The 18723-nt window shown below is 68.3% G+C and carries 14 protein-coding genes and 1 riboswitch; of the genes, 10 read left to right on the top strand and 4 right to left on the bottom strand.

Going from position 1 to position 18723, the window contains the following annotated elements:
* The first annotated feature begins 61 nt into the window (after positions 1 to 61).
* Genes ACFVTD_RS13095 through ACFVTD_RS13085 form a run of 3 tightly spaced genes read left to right on the top strand, consistent with a single transcriptional unit; the run spans position 62 to position 3458 of the window.
* Positions 62 to 781 carry an ABC transporter ATP-binding protein gene (locus ACFVTD_RS13095; protein ID WP_387563442.1) on the top strand — a complete coding sequence of 240 codons (720 nt, stop codon included), beginning with the start codon at positions 62 to 64 and terminating at the stop codon, positions 779 to 781.
* On the top strand, positions 778 to 2814 hold the full coding sequence (locus ACFVTD_RS13090) for a YhgE/Pip family protein (RefSeq protein ID WP_387563439.1): 2037 nt from the start codon (positions 778 to 780) through the stop codon (positions 2812 to 2814). Before ACFVTD_RS13095 ends, ACFVTD_RS13090 begins: the two co-directional genes overlap by 4 nt.
* On the top strand, positions 2811 to 3458 hold the full coding sequence (locus ACFVTD_RS13085; protein ID WP_387563436.1) for a TetR/AcrR family transcriptional regulator: 648 nt from the start codon (positions 2811 to 2813) through the stop codon (positions 3456 to 3458). Before ACFVTD_RS13090 ends, ACFVTD_RS13085 begins: the two co-directional genes overlap by 4 nt.
* Positions 3459 to 4017: 559 nt before the next feature.
* On the opposite strand, the gene ACFVTD_RS13080 is transcribed toward ACFVTD_RS13085, so the two are convergent.
* Positions 4018 to 5022 carry an EamA family transporter gene (locus ACFVTD_RS13080; protein WP_387563433.1) on the bottom strand — a complete coding sequence of 335 codons (1005 nt, stop codon included), beginning with the start codon at positions 5020 to 5022 and terminating at the stop codon, positions 4018 to 4020.
* A gap of 72 nt (positions 5023 to 5094) precedes the next feature.
* On the opposite strand from ACFVTD_RS13080, the gene ACFVTD_RS13075 reads away from it, so the two are divergent.
* Positions 5095 to 6024, top strand: a complete 930-nt coding sequence (locus tag ACFVTD_RS13075) for a LysR family transcriptional regulator (RefSeq protein ID WP_387563430.1) — start codon at positions 5095 to 5097, stop codon at positions 6022 to 6024.
* On the opposite strand, the gene ACFVTD_RS13070 is transcribed toward ACFVTD_RS13075, so the two are convergent.
* The 3 genes from ACFVTD_RS13070 to ACFVTD_RS13060 all read right to left on the bottom strand — a co-directional run bounded on the left by ACFVTD_RS13070 (position 6002) and on the right by ACFVTD_RS13060 (position 9135).
* Positions 6002 to 6529 carry a SixA phosphatase family protein gene (locus ACFVTD_RS13070; protein ID WP_387563427.1) on the bottom strand — a complete coding sequence of 176 codons (528 nt, stop codon included), beginning with the start codon at positions 6527 to 6529 and terminating at the stop codon, positions 6002 to 6004. The two genes, ACFVTD_RS13075 and ACFVTD_RS13070, sit on opposite strands and share 23 nt — an antisense overlap.
* Positions 6530 to 6803: 274 nt before the next feature.
* Complete coding sequence (locus ACFVTD_RS13065; protein ID WP_141158132.1) at positions 6804 to 7670, bottom strand: winged helix-turn-helix domain-containing protein; 867 nt, start codon at positions 7668 to 7670, stop codon at positions 6804 to 6806.
* A gap of 559 nt (positions 7671 to 8229) precedes the next feature.
* Positions 8230 to 9135 (bottom strand): hypothetical protein, encoded by a 906-nt coding sequence (locus tag ACFVTD_RS13060; protein WP_387563425.1) that lies wholly within the window; start codon positions 9133 to 9135, stop codon positions 8230 to 8232.
* Positions 9136 to 9362: 227 nt separating this feature from the next.
* On the opposite strand from ACFVTD_RS13060, the gene ACFVTD_RS13055 reads away from it, so the two are divergent.
* The 6 genes from ACFVTD_RS13055 to ACFVTD_RS13030 all read left to right on the top strand — a co-directional run bounded on the left by ACFVTD_RS13055 (position 9363) and on the right by ACFVTD_RS13030 (position 18448).
* Positions 9363 to 10103 (top strand): response regulator transcription factor, encoded by a 741-nt coding sequence (locus ACFVTD_RS13055; RefSeq protein ID WP_387563422.1) that lies wholly within the window; start codon positions 9363 to 9365, stop codon positions 10101 to 10103.
* 13 nt (positions 10104 to 10116) lie between these two features.
* Positions 10117 to 11589, top strand: coding sequence for an ATP-binding protein (locus ACFVTD_RS13050; RefSeq protein ID WP_387563419.1), 1473 nt, complete (start codon positions 10117 to 10119; stop codon positions 11587 to 11589).
* Positions 11590 to 11689: 100 nt separating this feature from the next.
* Positions 11690 to 13096: a glycosyltransferase gene (locus tag ACFVTD_RS13045; protein ID WP_387563416.1), complete on the top strand. Its 1407-nt coding sequence runs from the start codon at positions 11690 to 11692 to the stop codon at positions 13094 to 13096.
* Positions 13093 to 15210 (top strand): glycosyltransferase family 39 protein, encoded by a 2118-nt coding sequence (locus tag ACFVTD_RS13040; protein ID WP_387563413.1) that lies wholly within the window; start codon positions 13093 to 13095, stop codon positions 15208 to 15210. Before ACFVTD_RS13045 ends, ACFVTD_RS13040 begins: the two co-directional genes overlap by 4 nt.
* 6 nt (positions 15211 to 15216) lie before the next feature.
* The gene (locus ACFVTD_RS13035; protein WP_387563410.1) at positions 15217 to 17382 is read left to right on the top strand and encodes an ArnT family glycosyltransferase; all 2166 of its coding nucleotides are present in this window, start codon (positions 15217 to 15219) and stop codon (positions 17380 to 17382) included.
* Positions 17383 to 17569: 187 nt separating this feature from the next.
* Positions 17570 to 17732: riboswitch (cyclic di-AMP (ydaO/yuaA leader) on the top strand.
* 5 nt (positions 17733 to 17737) lie between these two features.
* Positions 17738 to 18448: a hypothetical protein gene (locus ACFVTD_RS13030; protein ID WP_387563407.1), complete on the top strand. Its 711-nt coding sequence runs from the start codon at positions 17738 to 17740 to the stop codon at positions 18446 to 18448.
* The last annotated feature ends 275 nt before the right edge of the window (positions 18449 to 18723 follow it).

The following is an 18723-nucleotide window of genomic DNA, read 5'->3' as shown; positions in this document are numbered from 1 at the left end:
TTTGAACTGACCAGTCAGTTCGGTTAGCCTTAACGCAGACTTCTTCTGCGAAAGGCGATCGTTGCTCTCAGCACACCAGCTCCAGGCCAAAGGGCGCCGGGATCCGCTGCTTCCCGCCACTTCGGTGACGGTGGCGCGCGGCGAACTGCTGCTCGTGACCGGCGACCGGCAGGACCAGCGCACGGCGTTGTCCCTCCTCCTCAGCGGCCGCATGAAGGCAACGGACGGGCAGCTCAGCTGGGACGGCAGTTCCCGGACCAAGCAGCTGCGCCTGTCCGCGGCCCTGGTGGACTCCCCCGGCGTCAACGAACCCGAGGAACACCTCAGCGTCCGGGACCTGGTGACCGAAGACCTCGCCCTGGTGCCCCGCCGCTACCGCGGTGCGCTGCTCAGCGGCCCGTGGCTCAAGGTCAACCGCTTCGAGGACATCGCCGGCCTGTGGACCGAACAGCTGGATCCGGAGCGGCGGCTTGAACTGCTCACCGCACTGGCCCTGGCCAATCCGCGCACGGACCTGCTGGTGGTTGACTCACCGGACCGGCACAGTGCCGGTGAGTTCACCTGGTTGCCACGCCTCCGGGAGCTGGCGTACGACGCCGGCAGGCCGCTCGCCGTCGTAGCGGCGGTCAGCGCCGTCCCCGCCTCGTGGGACGGACCGGTGGCCGCGATCGGCAATGCAGCGCCGGAACCCGGACCGGGGTCCGCCGCCGGCAAGCACTCCGCCGCGGCAGGGACTACCGAAGACCAGGAAACCGTACTCGAAACCGAGGTTGCCAAGTGACTGTCCTGCGGCTGGCCCGCTCTGAACTGAAGCGCATGACCGGTGGGCTGCTGCCCAAGCTGACCATCCTGGCGCTGACCATGGTCCCGCTGCTCTACGGCGCGGTCTATCTGTACGCGAACTGGGACCCCTACGGCCACCTCAACAATCTCGATGCCGCCCTGGTGGTGGAGGACTCCGGCGCAACAAATGCCGACGGCACGCGCCTCGAAGCCGGGGCAAAGGTGGCGGACAGCCTGGTGGAGGGCAACGTCTTCCACTGGGTGCCGGTGGAAGACTCCGCGGAAGCCGATGCCGGCGTCAGCAGTGGACAGTACGCCTTCGCGCTGAAAATCCCCAAGGACTTCTCCGCCAACCTGGTCTCCCCCGGCAGCTTCGATTCGGCCAGCCAGGCCATGCTGAACGTGACCACGAACGATGCCAACAACTACCTCCTGAGCACCATCGTGGACAAGCTGACCACTGCCGTGCACACCACGGTGGCCAAGGAAGTGGGCGAGGAGACCGCCAACCAGCTGCTCACAGGATTCGGCACCATCCACGCCAAGATGGTCCAGGCGGCGGACGGGGCCTCAAAGCTGGCCGACGGCGTGGCCACGCTCCGGGACGGGACCGTCACCCTCCACGAGGGGACGTCAGCCCTGGGCAGCGGCGCGGACCAGCTGTACGCCGGCCAGCTGAAGCTGCGCGACGGCGCCAACCAGCTGACCGACGGCGCCGGGCAGCTCAGCAACGGCCTGTCGGTCCTCAAGGACAAGACAGCCACGCTGCCCACCGACACCCAGACCCTCGCTAACGGTGCCGCCCGGGTTGCCGCCGGAAACGCCCAGCTCAACGCCAAGGTCCAGGACGTGGCGGCCCAGCTGGAGGCGGCGGACCAGGGCCTGCGCAACCGCGTGGTCGAATCCAACAGCAGGCTGGTCGCGTCGGGGGTCCTGACCCAGGAACAGGCGGACAAGGTCCTGGCGGATTTCGATGCCGCCGGCACGGCCAGCCCGGTGGCAGCCGCCAAGGGCAAGATCCAGGCGGACGCGGCCCAGGTCCAGCAGCTGGCCGACGGCTCCGAAGCCGTCAGCGTCGGCGCCGCCCAGCTGGCAGCCGGCATGCCGGCACTCAGGGACGCCATCTCCCAGGCCTCGGCAGGGGCTGACCAGCTGCATACCGGCGCCGCGGCGCTGGCAGCCGGCGAGCAGTCCGCCGTCGACGGCGCCGCAGGCCTTGCCGACGGCGCACGGAAGCTCGACGCCGGGGCTGCCCAGCTTGAGGACGGCGCGGGGCAGGCTGCCAGTGGCTCCCGCACCCTGTCGGACGAGATCGGCAAGGGCGCCGGGCAGGTCCCCAACCCCGACGACGCCCAGAAGAGCAACCTCTCCCAGGTGATGGCAGATCCTGTGGCGGTCAGCAACGTTTCGCAGGCCAAGGCCGGATCCTATGGTGCCGGGCTGGCGCCGTTCTTCCTCACCCTGGCCATGTGGATCGGGATCTTCATGCTGGTCCAGGCGATGCGCCCCATCACGCAGCGTGCGCTGGCATCGAATGCGCCGTCGTGGAAGATCGCCGTGGGCGGCTGGCTGCCCTTCTTCGTGGTCTCGGCGGTGCAGGCATCCCTGCTGACCCTGGTGGCGGACGCCGCGCTGGGGCTCAATCCCTCCCATCCGGTCCTGATGTGGCTGCTGATGCTGGCCGCTGCCATGGCCTTCAGCGCGCTCATCCAGGGCATCGTGGCGCTGCTGGGCTCGCCCGGCAAGCTTGTGGTGCTTATCCTGCTGGTCCTGCAGCTGGTGTCTTCCGGCGGCACCTTCCCGTGGCAGACCACGCCGGAGCCGCTGCATGTGGTGCACCAGGTGCTGCCCATGGGCTACGTGGTGACCGGAATGCGGCATTTGATCTACGGCGGGGACCTGTCCATGATTGCTCCCACCTTCGTGGGACTGCTGGGCTACACTTTGCTGGGCGCGGCCATGTCCACCCTCGCGGTGCGGAAGAACAAGTACTGGACGCTCAAGACCCTGAAGCCGGAGATCGCGGTATGACCACTGAACTGACGCCAGCCGGCAAGGGGCTGCGGCCGGCCCGGACCAACGCCACACGGCAGAAGCTCTTCGATGCCTCCATGGAACTGATCGGCGAGCGCGGGGCGGCCAGCGTCACCGTGGATGAGATCGCGGCAGCGGCCGGGGTGTCCAAGGGCACCGTCTACTACAACTTCGGCAGCAAGTCGGAGCTGATCGCACAGCTCCTGCGGCACGGCGTGGACATCCTCAAGGCGCGGCTGCTCGAGGCCGCGGACGCCGGAACCACGGGGCGGGACCCGCTGCTGGGCATGGAGGCGATGATTGGCCAGGCCATGGACTTCATGGCGGAGTACCCTTCCTTCGCGCGCCTCTGGGTCAGCGAAAACTGGCGGATACCCAGCGAGTGGCAGGGCACGTTTTCCGTGCTGCGCGGGGAGCTCCTGGACGTCATCGGCCAGGCCGTGGAAAAGGTGGCCGAGGCGTATCCCGTGGATGATTCCGTGTCCAGGGGCAGCTTGGAAACTGCCATCTTTGGCGCCTGCTTCGTGGTGGGCCTCGACCGGCAAACGTACAACCCCGAGCGCACCCGTGACCAAAGCGTTGCAGCAATCATGGCGATCATGCGCGGCTACGTGCTGAAGGGGCCAGCTCCTCAGGGATGATGGAGCACATGCGCCATACGGGGAAGAGCGGAAAGTTCGCGGTGATCTGCGGCATCGTTGCTGCGGGGCTGCTGGTGCTCACCGCGATGACCCTTGCCGAACCGGTGTTCATTGCGTTCGCGGGTGTCCTGGGGCTGGCCTACCTGGCGGCAGTCGCCGAGGTCCTGGTCCGGCGGCGGCATGCGGCGCTGCTGGCCGCCGGCGCCGGCACCGCCCTGGCCCTCGGCTTTTCCCTGGCATTCCTCAGCACCTGGGAACTGGCGTTCGACGGCCAGCCCTCATTCCTGGGCACGCCCCTGCCCACGGATGATCCCGATAACTACTTCTTTGGTGCCGCCTGCGCCCTTGCGGCCACCTTCGGAATCCTTTTCCTGGGCGCGTTGTGGCCGGGGAGGCGACGTACGGCGGCGGTCCGCAGGCCGGCAGCACGCCCGGCGGCCCGGCGTCCTTCCTCCCCGCCGGGTCCGTCACGGCGGAGCGGCGGGGCGACGGCGCGCAGCTCCCGGGCTGCCGCACCCCGGGCGGGCGGTCAAAAGGCCGCCGGCCAGGGATCTGCGGCTCAGCGGACGTCAGCACCCCGGTCCCCGGCGCGCGCGGTGTCCACCCCGGCCAAGCGTCCGCCGTCGTCCGCTGCACCTGCGCCGAGGCCGGCACCCCCGTCCGGCAGCGGCTCCGTCCCCCGCCGCTGACGCTTCCTGCCTGGACCGGTGAGCACCGCGGTCGCCACGCCGCCCAGGAGCAGCATTCCGCCCGCCAGCTCCGTTGGCGACGGAACTTCCGCGAGGACCAGCCAGGCAGCGCTCATGCCCACCACCGGAACCAGCAGGGTGAACGGAACAACGGCCGACGACGGGTGGCTGGCCAGGAGCCGGTTCCAGATTCCGTAGCCCACCAGCGAGGCGAAAACGGCGGTGTACAGCGCACTGAGCATCGTGGGCGCCTGGAGGTTGGCCAGCGATTGCCAGACGGTGCCGGGCCCGTCCACCAGAACCGAAAGCGCCGCCAGCGGAAGCGGCACCACGGCGCCTGACCACACCACCAGCCCAAGGCCCGAGGCTGCTTTGGCTTTCCGGGCAACGACGTTTCCGGCAGCCCAGGAAAGTGCTGCGGCCAGGACGATGACCAGCGGGAGCAGCGGTGCTACTGCGCTCCGTCCGACGGCCACGAGGGCCAGCCCGGCCACGCCCAGCCCGACCCCTGCGAGTTGCCTGCCGCTGGGCCGCTCAGCCAGGAAGGCCGCAGCGAGCAGGACGGTCAGCAGCACCTGCGCCTGCAGGACCAGCGACGCCAGGCCCGCCGGCATGCCCAAGGCCATGGCGAGGTAGAGAAGGCCGAACTGGCCGGCACTCATAAAGAGCCCGACCCCGATGATGGCCTTCCAGGACACGTCCGGCTTCCGTACGAAGAAGATCCACGGGATAACCACCAGAAAGAAGCGCAGGGCAACGAAGAGCAACGGCGGGAACTCCTGGCCGCCCGCGTGCAGCCCGATGTCGATGGCCACGAAGTTTAGGCCCCACAGGAGGGCCACGACGACAGCAAGCAGGGAATCGCGCAGGTTCACCCTCCCACTCTGGCAGAGGCAGGGATGAAGCACCAGCGCTTAATTTGGCACGAAATCATGTACCTTTGCTTCATGATCGACATCGGCTCTTTGCGCGCCCTCGCGGCCATCGAGCAGCACGGCACCGTCATTGCCGCCGCGGAGGCGATGGGGTTCAGCCCGTCGGCCGTCTCCCAGCAGGTCAAGAAACTGGAAAAGGAAGGCGGCTTCGCCGTCCTGGAGCGGCGCGGCCGCGGGGTCCTGCTGACCGAGCGGGGGCTGGCCCTGGCCGCCTACGGCCGGCGCATCCTGGCCGAACTCGAAGAACTCGAGTCGACACTGCTGGCGGACCCGGCCAGGCCCAGCGGCAGCCTCCGCGTGGTTTCCTTTTCCACTGCCGTGAGGGGGCTGGTGGGCCCGCTGCTCGCGCGGATCGGGCAGTCGGAGGATGGACTCGAGATTTCGGTCCTGGCGGAGGATCCGCGGGAGGCCGTGGCGCGGGTTGCCAACGGCGAGGCCGACCTGGGCCTGGTGCACAACTGGAACTCCGTACCGCTGGTGATCCCGGAGCACCTGGCGCTTGAATGGCTCTGCGAGGACGTGGCGGATGTGCTGGTGCACGGCAGCCACCCACTCGCGGAACAATCTGCGGTGGAACCGGCCGAACTGGTGGACGAGCGCTGGATCAGCACGCCCGACGGGGCCATCTGCAACGAGGCCCTGCTGCGGATCTTTGCCGACCTGGGGCGTGTCCCTGACATCAGGATTTACGACCCCGATTTCGCCACGCATATCGCTTTGGTGGAGCAGGGCGTGGCTGTTGCCCTGGTGCCCCGCCTTGGCCGGCCGGCGCTGCCTCCGGACGTGGTTGCCGTCCAGGTGGTGAACCCGGTCCAAGCCCGGCAGGTGGGGCTTGTCCACCGCAGGACCATGACAGCCAGCCCTGGCATCAGGCACGTCGCGGCGCTGCTGCGCGAGATTGCCGGCAGCGGAGTTGCCGCTAGTGCGCCCGGGGAACCTTGAACCTGGTAATCCGGGCGTCCTGGCCGTCCAGTTCCGCCCAGGGCTTCTCTGTCTCCAGGACGGTGAGCGCGTTGGTGGGGAACCTGGTGGCGGCATCCATGTAGGCATCATGGTCGGAATCCCGTGAGGCGAGGTGCATGGCCAGGTCCTGCACGCCGGGCAGGTGCGCAATGAGCATCAGCGTGGTCACGGTGTCCGGCACGTGGTTGACCACCGCCAGCATCCGCAGGGCCGATGCCGCGTACAAACCGTCTTCGAGTTTGGGCGTGGGCGCCTTGTCCCCGAGTTCGGAGCAGACCCAGGTGCACGTTTGCCGGGTTCGCAGGGCGCTGGAGCACAAAATGAAGTCGGGCACGATGTTGTGCTTGAGCAGCCACTTGCCGGCCAGCGGGGCTTCCCGGTGCCCGCGCTCCTCGAGGGGCCGCTCATGGTCGGCTACCCCGCCGGGCCAGTCAGCCTTGGCGTGGCGCATGATCACAAGGCGTCGAACATGGTGCGAACTCATGGCCCAAGCCTATCCAAACCACTTAGCCGCGGAGGCACGGTGCGCGGAGAAGTCCCCATGCCGAGGGGACGTTTCGGTGACGAGGTCGCCGCAGCGCAGCGGGGCATCCTGAAAGCGCCGTTGTTGCGTTGGGCCCACGCCGCCAGGGTTCCCTGGCCGAGCTCGCGAGGCGAGGGTGGCGGTGGGGAGGAACGAGCGCAGGCGCCGAAGGATGTCCCGCGAAAGCGAAGGCGACCAGTTCCACTGGAACAGGTCGCCTTCGTGCACAAGAGACTTAGATCGAGTACTCCGGAGCGGCCCAGACAACAACCTCAGGGTGCTCGTAAAACCGGTAGCCCTGGCCGCGGACGGTGCGCACCGTGTTGGCGAGGCGGCCGAGCTTTGAGCGGAGGCGGCGGATGTGGACGTCGATGGTGCGCTCGTTGGGCACTTCTTCGGCGTTGCGCCACAGCCCTTCGAGGAGCTCGTCGCGGCCCACGGTGCGGGTTCCGTTTTCGACGAGGTAGTTCAGCAGCTCGAACTCCTTGAACGTCAGGTTCAGGGATTCGCCGTCGAGGTGGACTTCGCGGCGGGCGAGGTCGATGAGCACACCGGAGGGACGCGGTTCCTGCGCCTGGGCAGGACGGGGGGTTTCGGTGCGCTGGCGCGAGTTGACCGTGGGGTCGCCGAAGGTGGAACGGACGACGTCGAGCGCGGAACCGGGGGTGCCGGCGGGGGCTACCGCCACGGCTGCGTAGCTCTCCGCGCCGGAGACCAGGGACTGGGCGTAGGCGCGGATCTCCTGGGCGAGCTTCGCGATGGAGGTGCCGGCTGCTGCCGCGGTTTCCTCATCGATGCCCATGTACAGGACAAACCCGCGGGCCACGTTGTCGTTGGCTACCGGACGCACCTGGTTTGCGCCGGGCACCACAGGGGTAGGGGCGGTAATGGGAGCGGACTCGGCGGGGTGCACGGCGCGGAGCTGGCCGTAGGAGTTCGGGTTGTATCCCTGCGGGGCGAAGCCCTGGGCCGGGAAGCCGCTTCCGGAAGTGGAGGGAGCAAGCGAGGGGCGCGGGCCGAAGCCGGGGCGCAGGCCGGAGGGCTGGCCCGCCTTGGCGGCGTTACGGACAGAGATGTGGACGTATCCGGATGCAACTGACATGAAATGCTTACCTCAATGTGAAAGGGCCGTCTCCGCGGCTCGAATGCTGGCTTCCCCGTCACGCGGACCGGGGAGGGGCGCCCGACGCTGGGCTTGGGGGCGAATGCCTAAGAACTTCGGTGGGTGGGAAGGTCAGGCGTGCATTCGACAACAGCGCATGTCGGCAGCAGCGGATGTGCTGGGCCAATATTCTGCGGCTGCAGGTGCTGTTGAGTTCTTGTTCACATTGGAAGTGTGCCGCGTAACAATGCCAACTTGCAAGTAACAATGGACCGAATAGTCCGCATTGTGAGACGAAACGCTAAATTGTGCTGCATGTCACTATTTCGGAACCGGGGAAGAATTTGAATGCTTATCCCGGCATCTCCCTGATTTTCCAGCTTTTCCAGAAGAAAATTCGGCTAAGATCCCGTTTACCGAATCTGTCCGAAATTCAACCGTTTGACGTGGAATCGCCGTGACCGTGTCCAGCCGGCGTCCTGCCCTCGGCCTGTTTTTTGCCCGCGAGCGGGTGCGCGGCGCCGAAGGCAGGACGGTCCGGCGGTGTTTAATGCCGCCCTCAGTTGCTGCTGGTTCCGGAGTTGGGGGTCGTTGCGGTCGTGGACGCGGCCAGCTGGATGGTCTTCGCGGAGTACGTGTCCGACTCCTTGAGGGCCGTCACGCGCACGCTGGCGCCCGCGGCCACATTTGAGAGGCCCAGCGTGCTGCCGGTGGAATTGCCGCCGCGCTGCCGCATTCCCTGGGTCACCTGAACGTCGGAGCCCACGGTGTAGGTACGGGAGAACCCGTCCTCGCTCTTCACGGTCATGGATGTACCCGAAATCTCGGTCACGGTGCCGGCCTGGCCAGCCATGGTGACATAGCTGGAGCCTTCGAGGACGACATATTCGGAGTGGACGGCCGCGTTGAGCCCTGCGGATCCCATACCCAGCCCGCCAGGTCCACCGTCCATCCCCATACCACCGGCCATTCCGCCACCGTCAACGCCGCTTTGGCCATTCGGACCTGTCATTCCGCCCTGGCTGCCGGGACCGAACTGCCCGGCAGCACCAAGTCCCTGGGTATTGTTCGCTGCAGCCGTTCCGCTCCCGTTCCCGGCAGCATAGGCTCCGGCACCGGCTGCCGCGGCCACAACCACCGCAATGCCGCCCACCAGCGCACCCTTCTTCGCCGTCCAGTTCCCTCTGCCCGCCCGGGGCGCCGAGCCGGGCGCGTACTGCTGCGGCGCGCCCCACCCCGTGCCGGGGCCGGGAACCTGGCCAGGTGCCGCCGTCGTACCCCACCCCGGTGCTGGCGAACCCGGAGCAGGCGCACCCCACCCCTGCCCAGGCTCCCCGGACGAGGGGCCCTGGGCGGCCCGGCCCTGCGCGTTGTCGCCGTTCCGGTCCGGGGCGCCGCCCCAGACGGGCGCAGGCCCGCCGTCCTGCCCTGTTGCCCCCGGGTAGGCGTTGTCTTGCTGATCCATGGCTTCCTCCAGGAGGTCGTAGCTGTTGGTGGTGATGCTGTTGTCCCAACAGGCTCTGCCGCTTAGCTGTGCGGAGGCTGTGCTTCGAGCCAAGCCTGCCTGTGACCTGGCCGGGCCCCGCGGGAAGGAGCCAGCACGCCCGGGCCACAGGTGGCTAGGCTGGAGCTCACAGCCGGAACACAGCATTGGCAAAGCATCGGCAAACCGACAGATCGGAGAGTTGTCCCATGGCATCCCCGCACCCCATGACCAACAACCTTCCCCAGCTCACCCATCCGGACGGTTCCCCCATCCGCGCCCTGGTGGTCGATGACGAGCCCAGCCTGTCCGAACTGATGAGCATGGGCCTGCGCATGTCCGGCTGGTCGGTGGCCGTGGCCGCCGACGGACCCACGGCTGTCAAGCTCGCCAAGGACTTCCACCCGGACGTGCTCGTGCTCGATGTGATGCTGCCGGGGTTCGACGGCGTGGAGCTGCTGGGCAGGATCCGCGCCTTCGCGCCGGAGGTACCGGCGCTGTTCCTGACGGCCAAGGACGATGTCCAGGACCGGATCGTGGGGCTGGCCGCCGGCGGGGACGACTACGTCACCAAACCCTTCAGCATGGAGGAAGTCCTGCTCCGCCTGCACCGGCTGGTCCAGCGTTCCGGGGTGGCCGCCATGGACACCGCCGAGCTGGTGGTGGGGGATCTTGTCCTGAACGTGGACACCCGGGAAGTCACCCGCGCCGGGGACGACATCCAGTTGACGGCAACCCAGTTCGAGCTCCTCCGCTACCTGATGGAGAATCCGAAACGCGTGGTCAGCAAGGCCCAAATCCTGGACCATGTCTGGGATTACGATTTCGGCGGCCAGGCCAACATCGTGGAACTGTACATCTCCTACCTGCGCAAGAAGATCGAAGCGGGCCATCCGCCGATGATCCACACCGTGCGCGGCGCAGGCTACGTCATCAAGCCCGCAGACTAGCCAAAGGAAACGTGTGTCTCTTTCCGGTGTCCCCCGGCCTGCCGGCCGGTCCTGGTTCAACCCCTCCACCTGGCACCTCCGCACCCGTCTGATCCTGTTATCCATGGTGCTCCTGGTGGCAATCTCCAGCGCGATCGGCGTTGCCAGCTATGCCTCGATGGACGTAGTCCTCACCAACCAGCTGGACGCACAGCTGAAGCTGGCGTCCCGCGGCCGCCCGCCCGAAGGCAACCCCTCCGGCCGCCCCGATCCCCTCGACGCGCGCGGGCAAAGTGTGGGAACGCTGAATGCCCGGGTGGTAAACGGCCAGATCAGCAGGGAGGCCGGTTTCCTTTCCTCCGACTTCACCCGGACGCCCCTGACCTCCTCTGATGTTGCCGCCCTGCAGGCACTCCCCCACGATGGCCTGCCGGTGGACCGCGAGCTATCCAACGGCGGGTACCGGGTGCTCGCCACCGAAACCCCGTACGGCGATGTGATCACGGGGCTGCCGTTGTCCATGAAACAAAGCACCGAGGCCTCGCTGGTACTCACGATGGTGCTGGTTTCACTGGGCGGCCTAGTCCTGATCGGTTTGGCCGGCACTGCCCTGATCCGCCGGACCATGCGGCCGCTGGAGCAGTTGTCCGACGTCGCCACCAAGGTTTCCAAGCTGCCGCTCGACGCCGGTGAGGTGGCACTGGCGGTGCGCGTGCCGGCGTCTGCGGCGCATCCCACCACCGAGGTGGGCAGCGTGGGCCACGCCCTGAACCTGATGCTGGACAACGTCTCCAGCGCCCTGGAAGCCCGGCAGCGCAGCGAGATGAAGGTGCGCCAGTTCGTGGCCGACGCCTCCCACGAGCTTCGCACCCCGCTGACCGCCATCCGCGGCTACACCGAACTGATGCGCATGACCGAACCCCTCACCGAGGACGGCCAGAAGTCGCTGGGCCGGGTGCAAAGCCAGTCGGAGCGCATGACCGCGCTGGTGGAGGACCTGCTGCTGCTGGCACGGCTGGATGAGGGCAAGGCCACCGAAACCACGGACGTTGACCTGACCCAGCTGGTGGTGGAAACCGTCAGCGACGAGAAGGTCATGGCCCCGGACCACACCTGGCAGCTGCAGTTGCCGGACGAACCCGTCACGGTCCGCGGGGACACCACCCAGCTCCACCAGGTGCTGGCAAACCTGCTCTCCAACGCCCGGAAACACACGCCCGCGGGAACCACCGTGACCACCGGCGTGATGCGCTCGGCCGACGGAAGCGTGGTGGTCACCGTCACCGATGACGGACCCGGCATCCCGGCCGAATTCCAGGGCAGCATCTTCTCGCGCTTCACCCGTGCGGACGCCGCCCGGTCCGGCTCCGAGGGTTCCTCCGGCCTGGGGCTGTCCATTGTCGAATCCATCGTCATCGCCCACGGCGGCACCGTGGAACTGGTTTCGCGGCCGGGCAGGACCGAATTCGCGGTCCGCCTCCCGGCGGCCGGCTCCGCCGCATCCTGACCGGCGTTCCACCCGTGTCCTGACTGACACAGTTGACTTACACAGGCACGTCACAGGTTGCGCCTAAAGCCCACAAATACGGCGGCGCCACTGTTGATGCATGACGCTCACCGACTCCACTTCAGGAACCCTGCAGGACGCCGCGGTGGCGCCGCCGGGCCTTCCTTCCCGGGGACGTGCCGTACGGCGCGCCCCCGTGGACACGCGCACCGCCGTCCCCGTCCTTGATGTCACCATCCCCGTCTTCAACGAGGAGCGCGACCTCGAGGAATGCCTCCGCAGGCTCCACGGACACCTGCTGGACACCTTCCCGCATACTTTCCGGATCACCGTGGCCGACAACGCCAGCACGGACGGAACCCTTAAGATCGCCGAACGGCTGGCCCGCGAGTTCCCGGAGGTGACGGTGGTCCACCTGGATGAGAAGGGCCGCGGGAATGCGCTGCGGAAAGTGTGGCTGGCTTCCCCGTCCCCCGTCCTGGCCTACATGGACGTGGACCTTTCCACCGACCTGGCAGCCCTGCCACCGTTGCTGGCGCCCCTGATTTCCGGGCACTCCGACCTGGCAATCGGCACCCGCCTGACCCGAAACTCCCGGGTGGTCCGCGGGCCCAAGCGGGAGTTCATTTCGCGCAGCTACAACCTGATGCTCCACTCCCTGATGGCTGCCCGGTTCAGCGACGCCCAGTGCGGGTTCAAGGCCATCAGGGCCGACGTCGCACAGCAGATCCTCCCCTACACGGTGGATAACTCCTGGTTCTTCGATACGGAGTTGCTGGTCCTGGCCGAACGCTGCGGCCTGCGCGTCCATGAGGTCCCGGTTGACTGGATCGACGATCCCGATTCCAGCGTTGACGTGGTCCGCACGGCACTGGCCGACATCCGTGGGATGGCCCGGCTCACCCGCGACCTGGTCTATGGCCGGATCCCGGTCCCGGAACTGCGCGCCGCCCTGGCCAGGGGGCCGCTTCCCGCGGCGTCGCGGGCCGATGAACAGACCCGCCGCGGCAGCCTCTTCGGCCAGTTGGTCCGGTTTGCCGCCATCGGTGCCGCCTCGACGCTTGCCTACCTGCTGATCTTCCTGTTCTGCCGCGGCTTCATGGATCCGCAACTGGCAAACTTCCTGGCGCTGCTGATCACCGCCGTGGCCAACACCGGAGCCAACCGGCGCTTCACTTTCGGCATCCAGGGCGGCAACCCGGTCCGGCACCATTTCGAGGGGCTGATCGTGTTCGGCATCGGCCTGGTGCTCACCTCCGGGGCACTTGCCCTGGTGCACCGGACGACGACGCCTGACCGGTGGGCGGAAGTCCTCACCGTCGTCGCGGCGAACCTGGCGGCCACGGCTGTGCGGTTCCTGCTTTTCCGGCTCTGGGTGTTCCGGGAACGGACGCCGCGGGCGACAACCGGCGGCACGGGCGGCACCACCGCTCCGGCACCGGAGACCGGCGAAAACACCGAAGCCGGCACCCACGCCATCCCCTCCACAGAAACGGCAGCATCATGACCTCCACCATTTCACCCGCCGGCCACGCTGCCGGCACGCCAGCCCCTGCTGCGGGCCCGGACCTGCAGGGGGCTGCCGCCGGGACCACGTCCCGCTGGAAGCGCTACGCCTACGGAAACCAACCGCGCTGGGTCCGGCCTTCCGCTGCCGGGCTCCTCGTGGCCACCGCCGTCCTGTACCTGTGGAACCTTGCAGCAACCGGTTACGGCAACTCGTTCTACGCCGCAGCCATCCAGGCTGGCACCAAGGACTGGACCGCGTTCCTCTTCGGCTCGCTCGACGCCGGAAACGCCATCACCGTTGACAAACCACCCGCGGCGCTGTGGATCCCGGCCCTCGCCGGCCGGATTTTCGGCTTCTCGTCCCTGAGCATGCTGGTGCCCGAAGCGCTCATGGGCGTAGCCGCCGTCGGCGTCCTTTACCTGGCGGTCAAAAGGGTGTCCGGGCCGGCGGCAGGCCTGCTGGCAGGCGGCGCCCTGGCCCTCACGCCCGTTGCCGCGCTCATGTTCAAGTTCAACAACCCGGACGCCATGCTGACCCTGTGCCTGGTGCTGGCGGCGTACTTCACCACCCGGGCCATCGAGCGTGCGGGCTGGAAGTGGCTGGTGGCGGCTGGCGCCGTGATTGGCTTGGCGTTCCTCACCAAAATGCTGCAGGGATTCCTGGTGGTACCGGCCCTCGCACTGGCCTACCTGTGGGCCGCACCGGCCACGGTGGGGCGCCGGGTGGTCCACCTGCTGGGCGCGCTCGGCGGCATTGTGGTGGTGGCCGGCAGCTACGTGGCCTTGTTCCAGCTGACACCGTCCTCTGACCGGCCGTACATGGCCGGCTCCACTACCAACAGCTTCCTGGAACTGACCTTCGGCTACAACGGGCTGGCCCGAATCACCGGTTCGGGTGAGGGGATGCCCGGCGGCGGCGGAGGAGGGGCCGGCGGTCCCGGGGGTGGTGGCTTTGGCGGTGGAAACGGCGGATTCGGCGGTGCCGCCGGCCTGCTCCGGATGTTCGGGACCAGCTTCGGCGGCGAGGTGTCCTGGCTCTTGCCCGCGGCCCTGGTGCTGCTGGTGGCCGGCCTGTGGTTCACGCGGCGTGAAGCGCGCACCTCCCGGAGCCGGGCAGCACTGATCATGTGGGGCGGCTGGCTGCTGGTCACCGCCGGAGTCTTCAGCTTCATGAGCGGCATCGTCCACCCCTACTACTCCGTGGCGCTCGCCCCTGCGATCGCTGCCCTGATTGGCATCGGCGCCGTGGAACTCTGGCGGGGCCGTGCCTACTGGCCGGCCCGGATCGTGCTGGCCGTGACGGTCCTCGGTACCTCCCTCTGGTCCGGCGTGCTCCTGGGCCGGGATGCCGCGTGGCTCCCTTGGCTGCGCATCGCCGTGATCGTCCTCGGTGTCCTGGCCGCTGCAGGGATCCTGCTCCGCCTCGACGCACTGGGGGCGGGCGCACGGTTCCGGCGCCCAGGTGCGGCCGCCGTCGTCGTCGTATCCCTGCTGGCCGGCGGACTCGGCACGGGGGCCTGGACCCTGGCCACCGCGGCTGCCGCCCACTCGGGTTCCATACCGACGTCGGGGCCCGCGGGTTCGTCGGCAGGCGGCTTTGGGAACCGGGCCGCAGGCTTCCGCGGCGACCGCACCGACCGCACGGACGAAGCCGGCGGAAGTGACGCGGCCGCCGGAACCGACGGCGCCGCCGGCAGTAACGGCTTCGACCCGGCGAACGGTTTCGACCCCACCAATGGAATTGGTGGTCCAGCCGGTGGCCCCGGCGGTGAAGGGACGGCCGACGCCGCGCTGACCGCGCTGCTCTCCTCCACCACCACCAAATGGTCCGCCATCGTCTCCGGCGCCAGCCAGGCAGCCAGCCTGGAACTGGCAACGAACACCAACGTCATTGCGCTGGGCGGCTGGAACGGCGGGGACCCGTACCCCACGCTCGCCCAGTTCCAGGACATGGTGTCCAAGGGCGAGATCGGCTACTACATCCAGGGCGGCGGCATGGGTGGAGGCGGCATGGGCGGCCGCGGCGGCAACTCCGAGGTAGCCGCCTGGGTACAGGCAAACTTCCAGGCGCAGACTGTGGGCAGCTCCACCGTCTACCGCCTGGCGGAGTAGCACGCCATGGCCAGCCACTACCCGACCCAGCCATACCCAAGCACCGCAACCGGCGTTGAACGGCCCTCCGGGGCACGCCCGGCCGAACCCCGCCCGGCCGAACCCCGCGCGTTCGAAGCCCGGGCCGCCAAGACCCGGGCTGCGGGGGACGGCGGAACAAAGTCCGTCGGACGTCCGCGGGATCCCCTGGCACTCCGCCGGCATCTGGAACTGGCGGCGGTACTGGCAGGAACGGCCGTGTTGTACCTGTGGAACCTCGGCGCCTCCGGCTGGGCCAACGCGTTCTATTCGGCCGCGGCCCAGGCGGGATCGCAGGACTGGACCGCCTGGTTCTTCGGTTCCTCGGACGCCGCCAACTCCATCACGGTGGACAAGCCGCCGGCATCTTTGTGGATCATGGGATTGTCTGTCCGGATCTTCGGACTGAACCCGTGGAGCATCCTGGTTCCGCAGGCGCTGATGGGGGTCGGGGCCGCCTGGCTGCTCCACCTTGCGGTGCGCCGGTCCACGGTGCAGGCCACCGGTGACGCCACGCTCGCCCACCGGGCAGGGTTGCTGGCGGCGGCCGTCCTTGCCCTCACGCCGGTTGCCACGCTGATGTTCCGGTTCAACAACCCTGACGCCCTGCTGGTGCTGCTCATGACTGCGGCCGCGTACGGGGTCCTCCGGGCAATCCAGCAGGACCGGCTGCGCTGGCTCCTGCTGGCCGGCGTGTTCCTGGGCTTCGGCTTCCTGGCCAAGCAGTTGCAGGTCCTGCTGGTGGTTCCCGGGTTTGCCCTGGCCTACCTGGTTGCCGGACCGGGCAGGCTGGGCCGGCGGTTCCTGCGGCTGGCCGCCGCAGGGGCAGCGATGGTGGTGTCCGCCGGCTGGTGGCTCGCGGCGGTGGAACTGACGCCTGCCGGCATGCGGCCGTATATTGGCGGGTCGCAGGACAACTCCATCCTGGAGCTCACCCTTGGCTACAACGGATTGGGCCGACTGACGGGCGACGAAACAGGCAGCGTGGGCGGCGCCAACGGGTGGGGCGTGCCCGGCCTGTTCCGGATGTTCAACAGCGAGTTCGGTGGCCAGATAGCGTGGCTGCTTCCCTCCGCCCTGATCCTTGCGGCAGGCCTGCTGTGGGTGGGCCGGCGGGCGCCGCGGACTGATCAGGTGCGTGCGTCCGTCGTGGCCTGGGGCTCGTGGGTGCTGGTGACGGGCCTGGTATTCAGCTTCATGGCCGGCATCATCCACCCCTATTACGCGGTGGCGCTGGCGCCGGGAATTGCGGCACTTACCGGCCTGGGCGCAGTCCTCCTGTGGCAGCACCGGCAGCAGCCGGCCGCTGCAATCCTGCTCGCGGCGGCCGTCGCAGCGGCAGCCCTGACCGCGTTTTCCCTGCTGGGCACCACATCGGCCTACGGTCCGTGGCTGCGCTGGCTGGTGCTGGCGGCGGGCCTGGCGGCGGCAGCCGGAGTGGGCCTCACCAGGTTCATGGGCCGCCACTCCCTGCAGCGGACGACGGCGGCGCTCGCCATTGCAGCGTCGCTCGCCGGGCCGTTGGCCTATTCCGTCTCCACGGCAGCGACGGCGCACAGCGGGGCAATCGTCAGCGCAGGACCCACGTCAGGGTTCGGTGCGGGGCCCGGCGGCGCGCCCGGCGGCACCGGGGTTAACCGGAACGGATTCGGCCCCAATGGCACGGGCACGGGGAACACAGCCCAAGGCACTCCGGGACAGGCCACTCGGGGACAGGGCACTCCGGGACAAACCTTCCGACAGCCAGGTACCCAAGGCGGCACGGGGTTCGCCGGGAACCGAGGCGGAGTCATGGGTGGGCTCCTGGGTGCCCCCACGCCGTCGGCGGACCTGGTCACCGCGCTCCAGGCCGGGGCATCGGGCTACACCTGGGCCGCCGCCGTGGTTGGTTCCAACAACGCCGCCGGCTACCAACTGGCAACCGAACTTCCGGTCATGGCGGTGGGCGGCTTCAACGGCACCGATCCCTCCCCCACGCTCGCGCAGTTCCAGGAGCTGGTGTCCCAGGGCAAGATCCATTTCTTCATCGCGGGCGGGACCATGCGCTCCACCAGCGGCTCGGATGCAGCAACCCAGATTGCTGAGTGGGTGGCAGCCAATTTCCAGTCGCAGAGCATAGGTGGCACCACGGTGTACGCCCTGGCAGGCCAGTAGCGATGCGGTCCGGCCCGAACCGAAGGGCTTACGGGCCGGACCGCCTCAATCCTCTTTGCCACGGCGGCAAACCGACGCGCTGGATCCGTGACTTCCGTTACCTAAATGTGACTTCCTCTTAATCTTCGTGTACCGTCGATTGGGTGCGGTCCCCGTTCGGGCCGCATATCCCGGGTTGACGCCAAGCTCTGCCGCTTCCCCGGATTCCGATTGAGCAACGGCAGAGGCGGGGGACCCACCGTCCCGGGCAATGACTGCCCTTGGGGTTAAGCCAGCACGTGATTTCTTTCCGTGTGGCCGGATGCCCTCATCCGAACCCGACAGCTAACTCCGCAGGTGTGAGAGGCGATCAATCATGTCCAAAAACACGGCAGAAGCACGCCTGCATGCCAAGGCTAAACACAAAGCCAAGCAGCAGGCCAAGAAGACCACCTGGGGCCAGCGCGCCGCCGTCCTTGCGGCATCGTGCGCGGTGCTGGTGGGGGTAGGCGCGGCCGGACAGGCCACCAGCAACATGACCCCGGCGTCTTCCACCCAGTCAAACACGGCAGCAGCCGACGCCCAAATGAGCATCGAGAAGAGCGAAATCCGCTCCAACCCGGTGGAGAGCCCCGCTCCCGCAGCCATCAGCGTCGCCCCGCAGGCGGCTGAACCGGCTCCGGCAGCAGCTCCTGCGGCTCCCGCACCGGCAGCCCCGGCACCTGCCCCCGCACCCGCACCCGCACCCGCACCCGAGCCTGCACCCGCCGTCGCGGTGAACGATCCCGCCGGCGCCCAGGCCTACGCGGCCGGCCAGTTGGCCACCTTCGGCTGGGGACCGGACCAAATGCAGTGCCTGCAGACCCTGTGGACCAAGGAATCCGACTGGACCACCACGGCTACCAACCCCAGCAGCGGGGCGTACGGAATCGTCCAGTCCCTCCCGGCCGAGAAGATGGCCAGCTCGGGCGCGGACTACCTCACCAACTACCGCACCCAGATCAACTGGGGCCTGGACTACATCAAGAAGAGCTACCAGTCCCCCTGCGGCGCGCTGAACTTCCACCTGGCGCACAACTGGTACTAGGCACCACTCCCCTGCCGCAACGCGGCGAAGCGGCGCTTCCAGCTGAGGCTTTCCGGTATTAACGGACGCCCGACGACGCGTCCCGGCTCCCCGCCGTCGTACGCCTTGGGCGTGGGCCCGGCAGGGAACACCGCAAACCGCTGCGGGCCGCATCCACAGGGATGCGGCCCGCAGCGGTTTAAGGTGCAGGGCTTTGTGCAGAGCTGCCATGCGCAGAGTTGCCCAGTGCAGAGTTCCCTTGTGCCGCGTTGCCTTGGCCGGCGCCGCCTTGTGCA

It is taken from the genome of Pseudarthrobacter sp. NPDC058119 (assembly GCF_042884655.1).
Taxonomy (GTDB): Bacteria; Actinomycetota; Actinomycetes; order Actinomycetales; family Micrococcaceae; genus Arthrobacter.
Note: the sequence above shows the minus strand (reverse complement) of the source record. Positions and strands in the feature narration are given on the sequence as shown.